At 70.0% G+C, this 12,878-nt stretch carries 12 protein-coding genes; 10 read left to right on the top strand and 2 right to left on the bottom strand.

Going from position 1 to position 12,878, the window contains the following annotated elements:
* Positions 1 to 304 precede the first annotated feature (304 nt).
* The 3 genes from OFY01_RS30065 (at position 305) to OFY01_RS30075 (ending at position 3,781) form a co-directional block, all read left to right on the top strand.
* Positions 305 to 1,924, top strand: a complete 1,620-nt coding sequence (locus tag OFY01_RS30065; protein WP_266605323.1) for a site-2 protease family protein — start codon at positions 305 to 307, stop codon at positions 1,922 to 1,924.
* A gap of 114 nt (positions 1,925 to 2,038) precedes the next feature.
* Positions 2,039 to 2,944: a tRNA (adenine-N1)-methyltransferase gene (locus OFY01_RS30070; RefSeq protein WP_266605277.1), complete on the top strand. Its 906-nt coding sequence runs from the start codon at positions 2,039 to 2,041 to the stop codon at positions 2,942 to 2,944.
* A 255-nt stretch (positions 2,945 to 3,199) separates the two neighbouring features.
* A complete protein-coding gene (locus OFY01_RS30075) occupies positions 3,200 to 3,781 on the top strand; it encodes a hypothetical protein (RefSeq protein ID WP_266605279.1) in 582 nt (193 codons plus the stop codon).
* 56 nt (positions 3,782 to 3,837) lie between these two features.
* Here the strand turns inward: OFY01_RS30075 and OFY01_RS30080 are convergent, their stop codons facing one another.
* Entirely contained in the window at positions 3,838 to 4,185 is a 348-nt protein-coding gene (locus tag OFY01_RS30080) for a ferredoxin (RefSeq protein WP_266605281.1), read from the bottom strand.
* A gap of 274 nt (positions 4,186 to 4,459) precedes the next feature.
* On the opposite strand from OFY01_RS30080, the gene arc reads away from it, so the two are divergent.
* The 6 genes from arc (at position 4,460) to prcA (ending at position 10,339) form a co-directional block, all read left to right on the top strand.
* Positions 4,460 to 6,226 carry a proteasome ATPase gene (gene arc / locus OFY01_RS30085; protein ID WP_266605283.1) on the top strand — a complete coding sequence of 589 codons (1,767 nt, stop codon included), beginning with the start codon at positions 4,460 to 4,462 and terminating at the stop codon, positions 6,224 to 6,226.
* A gap of 256 nt (positions 6,227 to 6,482) precedes the next feature.
* Positions 6,483 to 7,994 carry a depupylase/deamidase Dop gene (gene dop / locus OFY01_RS30090; RefSeq protein ID WP_266605285.1) on the top strand — a complete coding sequence of 504 codons (1,512 nt, stop codon included), beginning with the start codon at positions 6,483 to 6,485 and terminating at the stop codon, positions 7,992 to 7,994.
* Positions 7,995 to 8,129: 135 nt separating this feature from the next.
* On the top strand, positions 8,130 to 8,348 hold the full coding sequence (locus tag OFY01_RS30095) for a ubiquitin-like protein Pup (protein WP_266605287.1): 219 nt from the start codon (positions 8,130 to 8,132) through the stop codon (positions 8,346 to 8,348).
* Positions 8,349 to 8,414: 66 nt separating this feature from the next.
* Positions 8,415 to 8,711 (top strand): endonuclease VII domain-containing protein, encoded by a 297-nt coding sequence (locus OFY01_RS30100; protein ID WP_266605289.1) that lies wholly within the window; start codon positions 8,415 to 8,417, stop codon positions 8,709 to 8,711.
* Positions 8,663 to 9,508 carry a proteasome subunit beta gene (prcB, locus tag OFY01_RS30105; RefSeq protein WP_266605291.1) on the top strand — a complete coding sequence of 282 codons (846 nt, stop codon included), beginning with the start codon at positions 8,663 to 8,665 and terminating at the stop codon, positions 9,506 to 9,508. The genes OFY01_RS30100 and prcB overlap by 49 nt, the downstream gene beginning before the upstream one ends.
* Positions 9,509 to 9,565: 57 nt before the next feature.
* The gene (prcA, locus tag OFY01_RS30110; RefSeq protein ID WP_266605293.1) at positions 9,566 to 10,339 is read left to right on the top strand and encodes a proteasome subunit alpha; all 774 of its coding nucleotides are present in this window, start codon (positions 9,566 to 9,568) and stop codon (positions 10,337 to 10,339) included.
* A gap of 65 nt (positions 10,340 to 10,404) precedes the next feature.
* Here prcA and OFY01_RS30115 read toward each other — a convergent pair whose 3' ends face one another.
* The gene (locus OFY01_RS30115; protein WP_266605294.1) at positions 10,405 to 11,475 is read right to left on the bottom strand and encodes a LacI family DNA-binding transcriptional regulator; all 1,071 of its coding nucleotides are present in this window, start codon (positions 11,473 to 11,475) and stop codon (positions 10,405 to 10,407) included.
* Positions 11,476 to 11,610: 135 nt separating this feature from the next.
* On the opposite strand from OFY01_RS30115, the gene OFY01_RS30120 reads away from it, so the two are divergent.
* Positions 11,611 to 12,870: an MFS transporter gene (locus tag OFY01_RS30120; RefSeq protein ID WP_266605295.1), complete on the top strand. Its 1,260-nt coding sequence runs from the start codon at positions 11,611 to 11,613 to the stop codon at positions 12,868 to 12,870.
* The last annotated feature ends 8 nt before the right edge of the window (positions 12,871 to 12,878 follow it).

Raw genomic sequence — 12,878 nt, forward strand, 5'->3', positions numbered from 1 at the left:
CTCCCCGACACCGGACGACCCGGACGCTCCCCTCACCACGGACGCCCGGCCACCCCGCGCCGAGGCGGCGCCGACACCCTGGCACGACGGGACCGACGAGCGCGACGGCACTCCCGGGAACGGCCGGGCACCGGAGGACGGCCGAGCGCCCGTGACCGGCCGGGTGCCGGGGGACGCCCGGATGTCGGTGGGGGGCCGGGGGCCGGACGACGGTCGGCCGTCCCGGGAGGGCCGGGCGACGGAGGGCGGCGCGGACCTGGGTGACGGCGGGGCGTCAGTGGATGGCCGGGGGGCGGAGGGCGGCGTGACCCCGGACAGCGGTCGGGCGGCAGAGGATCGCCGGGCGTCGGAGGACGGCCCGGCCCCGGACAACGGGCGAACGCCGGAGGACGCCCAGACGCCAGAGGATGCCCAGAGCTCAGAGGATGCCCAAACCCCAGAGGATGCCCAAACCCCAGAGGATGCCCGGGTGTCCGTGAACGCCCAGGCCACCACGGAGAGGGGCGGCCCCGCCTCCACGACGCCCGATGAACCGGAGCGCGCTGCTGACGCAGACGCGCGGGCCGATCCGGAAGACCGGGCAGAGCCCGCAAGCCCGCCCGAACCGTCCGGCCCGCCCGAACCGCCCGAACCGCCCCGAGTCCCCGCACGGCCGCAAGAACCGCCTCTCGGGGCGGCGGCGCCCGAGCGGAGGGCGCCGAATGCCGGAGACCGGCACCCGGAGCGGGCCACCGCGGCCTCCGGGGCGCGGAAGAAGCCCGCCAAACCACCGGAGCCGCGTGGTGGGCTGCTCATGGGCCGTCCCTTCGGCGTGCCTGTCTACGTCGCGCCCAGCTGGTTCATCGTCGCCGCGCTCATCACCTGGGTCTTCGGCGGCCAGCTCGACCGCGTGCTGCCCGGACTCGGTGCCGCCCGCTACCTGGTGGCCCTCTTCTTCGCCGTCGCCTTCTACGCCTCCGTACTGGTCCACGAGCTCGCCCACACCGTCGCCGCCCTGCGCTTCAAACTCCCCGTGCGCCGCATCCAGCTGCAGTTCTTCGGCGGCGTCTCCGAGATCGAGAAGGAGTCCGAGACCCCCGGCCGCGAATTCGTCCTCGCCTTCGTCGGGCCGCTCCTCTCCCTCGTCCTCTCCGGCGTCTTCTACCTGGGCATGCGCGCGGTGGACCCCGGCACCGTCCCCGGCGTCCTGCTCGCCGGGCTGATGATCTCCAACCTCATCGTCGCGGTCTTCAACCTCCTGCCCGGCCTGCCCCTGGACGGCGGCCGCATGCTCCGCGCGGTCGTCTGGAAGATCACCGGTAAACCCATGAGCGGCACCGTCGCCGCCGCCTGGGTCGGCCGCGCCCTCGCCATCTCGGTCCTCATCGGTCTGCCCCTGCTCACCCAGACCGGTGTCCTCGGCAAGAGCGCCGAGGACACCGGCGGCATGAACACCGTCACCGACGCACTGCTCGCCGCCATCCTCGCCGCGATCATCTGGACCGGCGCGGGCAACAGCCTGCGCATGGCCCGCCTGCGCGAACACCTCCCCGAGCTGCGCGCCCGCACCCTCACCCGCCGCGCCGTCCCGGTCGAAGCCGCCACCCCTCTCTCCGAGGCCCTGCGCCGCGCCAACGAGGCCGGCGCCCGTGCCCTCGTCGTCGTCGACGCCGACGGAGAGCCCCGCGCACTCGTCCGCGAAGCCGCCATCGTCGGCGTCCCCGAACACCGCCGCCCCTGGGTCGCCGTCAGCTCCCTCGCCCAGGACCTCACCGACGGTATGCGCGTCTCCGCCGAACTCTCCGGCGAAGAGCTCCTCGACACCCTCCGCGCCACCCCCGCCACCGAATACCTCGTCGTCGAGGACGACGGTGCCATCTACGGCGTCCTCTCCGCCGCCGACGTCGAACGCGCCTTCGTGAAAGCCATGGCCCGCCCCAACTGACCCCACCGCCCGCCCCAACTGACCCCACCGCCCGCCCCGGCTGACCCCAGCGCCCGACCGGCGGCTCCACCCGCCCTGGTCGGCCGGCCCGCCCAGGACCGGTAGGCTGGTCACATGTCCGAACCGACCGGTGCCGCCCGCAGGCGCGGGCCCTTCAAGGTCGGGGACCAGGTACAGCTGACCGACCCCAAGGGCCGCCACTACACGTTCACGCTCGAAGAGGGAAAGAACTTCCACACCCACAAGGGTTCCTTCCCGCACGACGAGCTGATCGGCGCACCCGAGGGCAGCGTCGTCCGCACCACCGGAAACGTTGCCTACCTCGCGCTGCGCCCCCTGCTCCCCGACTACGTCCTGTCCATGCCCCGCGGCGCCGCCGTGGTCTACCCCAAGGACGCGGGGCAGATCCTCAGCTTCGCGGACATCTTCCCCGGCGCCCGCGTCGTCGAGGCGGGCGTGGGCTCCGGCTCGCTCAGCAGCTTCCTGCTGCGCGCCATCGGCGACCAGGGCATGCTCCACTCCTACGAGCGCCGCGAGGACTTCGCCGAGATCGCCAAGGGCAACGTGGAGCGCTACTTCGGCGGCCCCCACCCCGCCTGGCAGCTCACCGTCGGCGACCTGCAGGACAACCTGTCCGACAGCGACGTCGACCGTGTCATCCTCGACATGCTCGCGCCCTGGGAATGCCTCGACGTCGTCTCCAAGGCGCTCGTCCCCGGCGGCATCCTGTGCTGCTACGTCGCCACGACCACGCAGCTCGCCCGCACCGTCGAGTCCATCCGCGAGATCGGCTGCTTCAACGAGCCGACCTCCTGGGAGACGATGATCCGCAACTGGCACGTGGAGGGCCTCGCCGTCCGCCCCGACCACCGGATGATCGGTCACACCGGCTTCCTGCTCACCGCCCGCCGCCTCGCCGACGGCGTCGAGCCGCCGATGCGCCGACGCCGCCCCGCCAAGGGCGCCTACGGCGAGGACTACGAAGGCCCCAACGCCGACGGCGGAGCCCGCGGCCGCTGACCGCCGCCGCACACAGCACACTTGCACCACACTCACGGCACACCCACAACGCACCGGCGCCGCCGCGCAGTTCCCACCCGGAACGGGAACCGCGCGGCGGCGCCCGCACGTTGCCCCACCGGGTGACACCACGCACGCGCCACGGCCGAGGTCACGGCCGCACAAACCCCCGACCCCGCCGTTCCCCTCCACTGTGACGTATGGCACGATGCTGGCCACCCCCCACCGGAACAGCCCTCACGGGAGACACTCCTAGTGCAGCAACCCGCCGTCCCGGAACTGGCGCACACCACCACCCGTCCCATCCACTGGCTGGCCACCGCGACCGCCCTCGCGGCCGTCGTCGCGGTCTGCGGATTCCTCCAGCCGGACTCCGCCACGGCCGCGCAGAACGACCACGGCCGGATCGGCACCCGCGGCCAGAGCGCCGCCCCGCCCGATCCCGCCACCGTCCGCTTCCCGCTCGTGTGCGGCCCCGTGAAACCCGTCGTGCAGCACAAGGCCGTCGGTGACCTCGACGGCGACGGCAGACCCGAGACCGTCGCGGTCGTCCACTGCGACGCGGGCACCGGCACCCCGCCCAGCGGCGTCTACGTGCTCACCCAGACGCCCGGCGCCCGCGCGCGGATCGTCGCGACCCTGGTCGACCCCAAGGACCACTACACGGTCAGCGACCTGCGCATACGCGGCGGTGCCGTCACCGCCACCCTCGACGGCTACTCGTCCCCCGACGTGCCGCGCTACCGCCCCGACATCCACGACACGGCCAAGTGGCAATGGCGAAACGGCGCGTTCGTCCGCTCCACCCCCGCCGACGCCGAGGCCCGCGGCGTCTGACCGGACCAGAAAGGCCCCGGACACCGCAGCCGGTGTCCGGGGCCCTCCCCGTATCGTCACGCACTGTCGCCGGACACTCGCTCCGCGTCCGGTCCGTACACCTCGACCCTGTCCGAAACCCGCCGCACATGAATGCAGTCGCCCGGACACTCCTCGGCCGACGCCACCACGTCCGTCAACAACGGCAGCGGCACCGGCGCCGCCGCTCCGGCCTCCTGCAGCAGCTCGTCGTCCGCGCTCTTCACATACGCGAGCCCGTCGATGTCCAGCTCGAAGACCTCGGGCGCGTACTGGGCGCAGATCCCGTCCCCGGTGCACAGGTCCTGATCGATCCACACCTCCAGCGGATCCCCGCCACCGGCACCGCCGTCCGTGGTGGAACCGGCCTCTTGCTGCACGCTCATGTCTCCTGCGCTTTCCTGCGTCACGGCCCCGGAAAACCTCCTCCGAACCTCCTCCAGGGAGTAAATCGGGCCAGGTCTGACGGGTGTTGAACACTTCGACCCTACAACCGGCCGCTTTCCGATGTTGTTGAGTGGGTATTGCCCTGGCGTGAGGGAGAGCGCAAGGGTGAAGATCGGACACACCCCTACCGTCTTTTTGATCTAGGGGTTTCAATCGACACCCGCCCAGGTAGGGTCTGGAAGCGTCCAGCTCCCCTTGGAGGAGGTGAGGACCGTGGCAGCCCACGACGACGACATCAACCGCGGCATCCGCCCGGGACGAGGGTCCGACGACCCGGCCGGGCAGATTGCCTATCTCGAGCAGGAAATCGCCGTCCTGCGGCGCAAGCTCGCCGACTCTCCGCGGCACACGAGGATTCTCGAAGAGCGGATCGTCGAGTTGCAGACCAACCTGGCCGGCGTCTCCGCCCAGAACGAGCGACTCGCCGCCACACTCCGCGAGGCCCGAGACCAGATCGTGGCCCTCAAGGAAGAAGTCGACCGGCTCGCACAGCCCCCGGCCGGCTTCGGTGTCTTCCTCTCGGCGAACGAGGACGGCACCGCCGACATCTTCACCGGCGGCCGCAAACTCCGCGTGAACGTGAGCCCGAGCGTCGAGCTCGACGAGCTCACCCGCGGCCAGGAAGTGATGCTCAACGAAGCGCTCAACGTGGTCGAGGCCATGGAGTTCGAGAGCGTCGGCGACATCGTCACCCTCAAGGAAGTCCTGGAGGACGGCGAGCGCGCCCTGGTGATCGGGCACACCGACGAGGAAAGGGTGGTCAGGCTCGCCGAGCCGCTCCTGGACGCCACCATCCGCGCCGGCGACGCCCTGCTCCTGGAACCCCGCTCCGGATACGTCTACGAAGTCGTACCCAAGAGTGAGGTCGAGGAACTCGTCCTCGAAGAGGTCCCGGACATCGGCTACGACCAGATCGGCGGCCTGGGCAACCAGATCGAACTGATCCGGGACGCGGTCGAGCTTCCCTACCTCTACCCCGACCTCTACAAGGAGCACGAACTCCGACCGCCCAAGGGCGTCCTTCTGTACGGCCCGCCCGGCTGCGGCAAGACCCTGATCGCCAAGGCGGTCGCCAACTCCCTCGCCAAGAAGGTCGCCGAGGTGACCGGACAGGCGCAGGGCAAGAGCTACTTCCTCAACATCAAGGGTCCCGAACTTCTCAACAAGTACGTCGGTGAGACCGAGCGGCAGATCCGCCTCGTCTTCCAGCGCGCCCGCGAGAAGGCCGGCGAGGGCACCCCCGTCATCGTCTTCTTCGACGAGATGGAGTCCCTCTTCCGCACCCGTGGCTCCGGCGTCAGCTCCGACGTGGAGAACACCATCGTCCCGCAGCTGCTCGCCGAGATCGACGGCGTCGAGGGCCTGCAGAACGTGGTCGTGATCGGCGCCTCCAACCGCGAGGACATGATCGACCCGGCCATCCTGCGGCCCGGACGACTCGACGTGAAGATCAAGATCGAGCGCCCGGACGCCGAAGCGGCCAAGGACATCTTCGGCAAGTACCTCACCGACCGCCTGCCCCTGCACACCGACGACCTCGGCGAACACGGCGGCGACAAGGCGGCCACCGTGCACGGCATGATCCAGACCGCCGTCGAACAGATGTACGCCGAGTCTGAGGAGAACCGCTTCCTCGAAGTCACCTACGCCAACGGAGACAAGGAAGTCCTCTACTTCAAGGACTTCAACTCCGGCGCCATGATCGAGAACATCGTCGGCCGCGCCAAGAAGATGGCGATCAAGGACTTCCTCGACAAGAAACAGAAGGGCCTGCGCGTCTCCCACCTCCTCCAGGCATGCGTGGACGAGTTCAAGGAGAACGAGGACCTTCCCAACACCACCAACCCGGACGACTGGGCCCGCATCTCCGGAAAGAAGGGCGAGCGGATCGTGTACATCCGCACCCTCGTCACCGGAAAGCAGGGCGCGGACACCGGACGCTCCATCGACACGGTGGCGAACACCGGTCAGTACCTGTAACAAGCAGGGGCGGCTGCGGGTGCCCACCGGGTACCCGCAGCCCACTGTTTTCCAGGCGCCGACCGCGCGACCACCCGCTCGAAGCCGGAGCGAATCGAATGACGCAAATGATCTCCCCACCAGCGCAAAGGCGCTCTAGGCTCTTCAGTGCCGCCAAGTCGCGCAGTGCGGGGACGGGCACCGCACACGCATCGGAGAACGAGCGGTACTTGAGCGACGCCCCCGACCGAGGGCGCCGCCGGGCAAGGAGGGCCGCATGACCGTACGGCGAGTAATGGGCATCGAGACGGAGTACGGGATCTCCGTCCCCGGCCACCCCAACGCCAATGCCATGCTCACCTCGTCCCAGATCGTCAACGCCTACGCCGCGGCGATGCACCGGGCCCGCCGGGCCCGCTGGGACTTCGAGGAAGAGAACCCGCTGCGCGACGCCCGAGGCTTCGACCTCGCACGGGAGGCCGCCGACGCCAGCCAGCTCACCGACGAGGACATCGGCCTGGCCAACGTCATCCTCACCAACGGCGCACGCCTCTACGTCGACCACGCGCACCCCGAATACAGCGCCCCCGAGGTCACCAACCCCCGCGACGCCGTCCTGTGGGACAAGGCCGGCGAACGCATCATGGCCGAAGCCGCCGAACGGGCCGCCCAGCTCCCCGGCGCCCAGCCGATCCACCTCTACAAGAACAACACCGACAACAAGGGCGCCTCCTACGGCACCCACGAGAACTACCTGATGAAGCGGGAGACCGCCTTCTCGGACATCGTGCGCCACCTGACCCCGTTCTTCGTCTCGCGCCAGGTCGTGACGGGCGCGGGAAGGGTCGGGATCGGCCAGGACGGCCACGAGCACGGCTTCCAGCTCAGCCAGCGCGCGGACTACTTCGAGGTCGAGGTGGGCCTCGAGACGACTCTCAAGCGCCCCATCATCAACACCCGCGACGAGCCGCACGCCGACGCGGAGAAATACCGCCGCCTCCACGTGATCATCGGCGACGCGAACCTCTCCGAACTCTCCACCTACCTCAAGCTCGGTACGACCTCCCTGGTCCTGGCCATGATCGAGGACGGCTTCATCGCGGTCGACCTCGCCGTCGACCAGCCCGTACGCACCCTGCACCAGGTCTCCCACGACCCGACGCTCCAGCAGCTGATCACGCTGCGCAGCGGCCGTACACTCACCGCGGTCCAGCTCCAGATGGAGTACTACGAGCTCGCCAGGAAATACGTGGAGGAACGCCACGGCGCCGACGCGGACGAGCAGACCAAGGACGTCCTCACCCGCTGGGAAGACGTCCTGGGCCGCCTCGAGGCCGACCCGATGAGCCTCTCCGGCGAGCTGGACTGGGTCGCCAAGCGGGAGCTGATGGAGGGCTACCGGCGCCGCGACGGCCTCGACTGGGACGCGGCCAAGCTGCACCTGCTCGACCTCCAGTACGCCGACGTACGGGCCGAGAAGGGCCTCTACAACCGCCTGGCGGCCCGCGGCAAGATGAAGCGCCTCCTGGACGAGGCCGAGGTCGAGCGGGCCCGCACGCAGCCCCCTGAGGACACCCGCGCCTACTTCCGCGGCCGCTGCCTGGAGCAGTACGCCGACGACGTCGCCGCGGCCTCCTGGGACTCGGTCATCTTCGACCTCCCCGGCCACGACTCCCTCCAGCGCGTTCCCACGCTCGAACCGCTTCGCGGAACGCGTAACCACGTGAAGGAGCTGCTCGACCGGTGCCGCACGGCGGAAGATCTGGTCAGGGTCCTCTCCGGCGGCTGAAATCCCGGGCGACGGGGAATCACACAGGTGGGCTCCGCACGTTGAACCAACTGCGGGGCCGATGTCGGACCCGGCTTGTAGGGTCTGATCAAGAACGGCCTACCACGAACGTCGAACCGAGCGGGGTGAGCGAGCATGGCGACCAAGGACACCGGCGGCGGGCAGCAGAAGGCGACGCGTTCCACCGAGGAGACCGAGGAGCAGGCGCAGGACGCGCAGGCGACCGAGGATCTCAAGGAGCGCCAGGAGAAGCTGAGCGACGATGTCGACTCGGTTCTGGACGAGATCGACGATGTTCTTGAGGAGAACGCCGAGGACTTCGTCCGGTCTTTCGTTCAGAAGGGTGGAGAGTGATTTCACCTTCGAATTGAAGGTGCGGCGTGGGATGGGGAATGAACCCGGTGTGAAGCGCTGCTCGCGATGTCCTGCGGAGAAGCCGCGAGCAGCCTTCGCGCGGACCTCACCGAAACCGAGCGCGACGAGATGGCCGCCTCGCGGACGGGCCTCTGCGCGATCTGCCGCAAGGCATCGCCCGCACATGTGGATCACTGCCACGAGACGGGTAGGGTCCGTGGCGTACTGTGCTTCAACTGCAATTCGGCCATCGGCAAGTTGGGGGACGCCCCCGACACGACTCGCCGAGCCACCGCTTACCTGGAAGGAAACGCGTGGAAGCCAACACTCGTAGCACCGGGCGTCTGCCGGCTGCCTTCCTGACGCCAGGGTCGTCGTCCTTCATGGACTTCCTCTCCGAGCACCAGCCCGAAATGCTGCCGGGCAACCGGCAGTTGCCGACCGTGCAGGGGGTCGTCGAGGCGCCGCACGGCACGACCATCGTGGCCGTGACGTTCCCCGGCGGCGTCGTGCTCGCCGGCGACCGGCGGGCGACCATGGGCAATGTGATCGCCCAGCGCGACATCGAGAAGGTGTTCCCGGCGGACGAGTACTCGGCCGTCGGTATCGCGGGCACGGCCGGTCTGGCCGTCGAGATGGTGAAGCTCTTCCAGCTGGAGCTGGAGCACTTCGAGAAGGTCGAGGGCGCGCAGCTCTCACTCGAGGGCAAGGCGAACCGGCTGTCGACCATGATCCGGTCGAATCTGGGAATGGCGATGCAGGGCCTGGCCGTGGTGCCGCTGTTCGCCGGGTTCGACGTCGACCGGGAGAAGGGGAGGATCTTCTCGTACGACGTGACGGGTGGCCGCAGCGAGGAGCACGGCTTCGCGGCCACGGGTTCCGGGTCGGTGTTCGCGCGGGGTGCGATGAAGAAGCTGTTCCGGGACGACCTGTCGGAGGAGCAGGCGACGACGCTGGTCGTGCAGGCGCTGTACGACGCGGCGGACGACGATTCGGCCACCGGTGGTCCGGACGTGGCGCGGCGGATCTTCCCGATCGTGACCGTGATCACGGAAGACGGTTTCCGGCGGTTGTCGGACGACGAGTCGTCCGAGATCGCGCGGCGGATTCTGGCGCGGCGTCTTGAGCAGCCGGACGGTCCGCGGGCCGACCTGCTGTAGCAGTAGCCCCGCCCCTGCTTCTCACTGATTGTTCACCGACAGAAAGGGACGGATCCGGTGTCGACGCCGTTCTATGTCTCACCTCAGCAGGCGATGGCCGACCGTGCGGAGTACGCGCGCAAGGGCATTGCTCGCGGTCGCAGCCTGGTCGTGCTGCAGTATGCCGACGGCATTGTGTTCGTCGGTGAGAACCCGTCCCGTGCGCTGCACAAGTTCAGCGAGATCTACGACCGGATCGGGTTCGCCGCCGCCGGTAAGTACAACGAGTACGAGAATCTGCGGATCGGTGGCGTGCGCTACGCGGATCTGCGGGGTTACACCTACGACCGTGACGATGTGACGGCGCGTGGTCTGGCGAATGTGTACGCGCAGACATTGGGCACGATCTTCTCCAGCGCGGGGGAGAAGCCGTACGAGGTGGAGTTGGTCGTCGCGGAGGTCGGTGAGACCCCGGAGGGTGACCAGATCTACCGGCTGCCGCACGACGGGTCGATCGTGGACGAGCACGGTTCGGTGGCGGTCGGCGGTAACGCGGAGCAGATCAGCGGGTTCCTGGATCAGCGGCACCAGGACGGGATGTCCTTGTCGGAGGCGTTGAAGCTGGCGGTGCAGGCGCTGTCGCGCGACACCAACGGGAGTGAGCGGGAGATTCCCGCGGAGCGCCTTGAGGTGGCGGTGCTGGACCGTACGCGGCCGCAGCAGCGGAAGTTCAAGCGGATCACGGGGCGTCAGCTGTCCCGGTTGCTGACGGCCGAGGGTCAGGCCGCGACGAGTGAGGCGGAGTCGGAGGCGGTCTCCGACGAGACGCCTTCGGACGAGTCGGAGGAGTAGTAGCGCTCCCAAGTACCCCGGCGGGTGGCGGATTTCGGTCCGTCGGCCGCCGGGGTTTTTCTCGGTCAGCCGCCGGTCGGCGGTGCGGGTGCGGTCGAGCCGCGGGGGACGAGGCGTACCGGTAGTGGGGTGGTGTCGGGGGTGCGGCCCTCGAGCAGGGCGATGAGGGCCGCCATGCCGCGTTCGCCGAACTCCTCGGCGGGGAGCCGGACGGTGGTGAGCTCGGGTTCGACGGCGGTGGCGAGGGCGAGGTCGTCGAAGCCGGTGACGGAGAGCTGGTCGGGGACGCGCAGTCCGAGGCGGCGGGCGGCCTTGTAGGCGCCCGCGGCGAGTTTGTCGTCGTCGCAGACGATGGCGGTGGGGCGGTCGAGGCCGCTGGTGCGCAGGGCGCGTTCGGTTGCGGTGCGGGCGGCGTCGACGGTGAGTCCGGAGCGGACGGTGCGCAGCGTGGTGCCGGTGAGTGGTGTGATGCGGGCGGCCAGTTCCCGGGCGCGTACGTCGAAGGTCCAGGAGTCGATGGCCGAGGCGACGTGGAGGTAGTGGTGGTGGCCGCGGGCGAGGAGGTGTTCGGTGAGTTGCCGCATGCCGTCGGCGAGGTCGAGGTTGACGGTGGCGGCGGCGTCGGCCGTCGGGTCGCTGTCGAGCATCACGAGGGGGAGGTCGTCTCCGCCGTCGCCGCGCAGGGCGGTGACGGCGTCGGCGGCCATGGAGGAGGCGATGATGCCGTCCAGGGCCGCGCTGGCCGAGGGGAACGGGTCGCGGGCCCGGCCGGTGCCCTCGGGTGAGGGGTAGAGGACGACGCCGAAGTCGTGCCGCGCGGCGATGCGGGCGGCTCCGGTGTAGACGCCGGCGAAGAACTCGTTGGTGAGCGCGGGGACGACGAGGAGCGCGGTGCGGGTGCGGCCGAGGCGCAGGTTGCGGGCGGCGAGGTTGGGGCGGTAGCCGAGTTGTCGTGCGGCGGTGCGGACCCGGTCGGCGGTGGCGGCCGAGACGCGGCCGTGCCATTTGTCGCGCATGACGAGCGAGACGGCGGCCTGGGAGACTCCGGCGGCGCGGGCGACGTCGCGGCTGGTGGGGCGGGTGGCGCCGGTGCCGTCCGGGCCGCTGTTCTCGGGCGTCTCCTTGCCGCTGGTCACGGGGGGACTCCTCGGGTTGGGGTCGTGTGGGGCGTGGGTGGGGCCGGGGTGCTCGGTGGCGGTGGACCCGGAGCTGGCGACATGGTACGTATAACCTCCGGCGTTATACGTAAAACTTCGGGGTGAGGCGGGTCGATGGCGACCGGGTACGGAGAGATCCTCAGGGCGCGGCACGCGGTACGGCTGCTGGTGGGCACGCTGGTGGGCCGCCTGCCGAACGCCACCGCGCCGATCGCGATGGTGCTGTTCGTCCGCGACCAGGGAGGTACGTACAGCCTGGCGGGGGCGCTCGCGGCGGTGTACGGGGTGGCGAACGCGGTGGGACAGCCGGTCCTGGGCCGTCTGATCGATCTGCGCGGTCAGCCGAGGGTGCAGCTTCCCGCGGCGGTGGTGTCGGCGCTGGCGATGTCGTGGTTCGCGTTCGCGGGGACGGGCTCGCCGGCGGCCGCGTACGGGTCAGTGGCGCTGGCAGGTCTGTTCACACCGCCGCTGGAGGGCGGTCTGCGGGCGTTGTGGCCGAGCGTGCTGCCCCGCGAGGAGCAGGTGCACGTGGCGTACGCGATGGACGCGATCGCGCAGGAGGTCATGTTCACGGTCGGGCCGCTGCTGGTGACGTTGTGCGTGTCGTTGTGGTCGCCTGGGGCCGCCCTGGTCGTGCTGAACGTGATCGGCGTGCTCGGCGCGCTGTCGGTGGTGGTGTCGAAACCGTCACGCGAGTGGCGCAGCGCGCCGCGCGAGGCGCACTGGCTGGGTGCGCTCAGGTCGCCGGGGCTGCTCGCCCTGCTCGCGGCTTTCTTGTTCATCGGTCTCGCGCTCGGTTCGATCACCGTGGCGGCGGTGTCGTACGCGGACGGGCACGGCGGCGACGCGGTGTACGGGTGGATGATGGCGGCGATCGGGCTCGGTGCGCTGGTGGGCGGCGCGGTGTACGGGGCACGGCAGTGGAGTGGTGCGGCGGAGGTGCGGCTGCGCCGGCTGGTGGCGCTCTTGGCGCTGTGTTACGTGCCGTTGACGTTGGTGCCGGGGCCGGTACCGATGGTGCTGCTGACGGTGGTGGCGGGGGTGTTCCTGGCGCCGGCGATCGCGTGCGCGTTCATCGTGGTGGACCGTCATGCGCCGCGCGGCACGGTGACCGAGGCGTTCTCGTGGCTGGTGACGACGTTCATGGTGGGGGCGAGTGCGGGAACGGCCGTGGCCGGACCGGTCGTCGAGTGGGGCGGCACGCGGTGGGGGTTCGCGGTGCCGGGGGCGACGGGGACGGTGGCGTTGCTGGTGCTGCTGGCCACGGCGCGGGTGTTGGCTCAGCCGCGTACGGCCGGGCGTGTCGCCCTGTCGTCGGAAAATGATCCGAACCGTGCTGTCGAACCCCGTTTCAGCTCGGGTGATCGGGCGTAATGTTCAGT

This window comes from Streptomyces beihaiensis (assembly GCF_026274175.1).
In the GTDB taxonomy this organism is placed as follows: Bacteria; Actinomycetota; Actinomycetes; order Streptomycetales; family Streptomycetaceae; genus Streptomyces; species Streptomyces beihaiensis.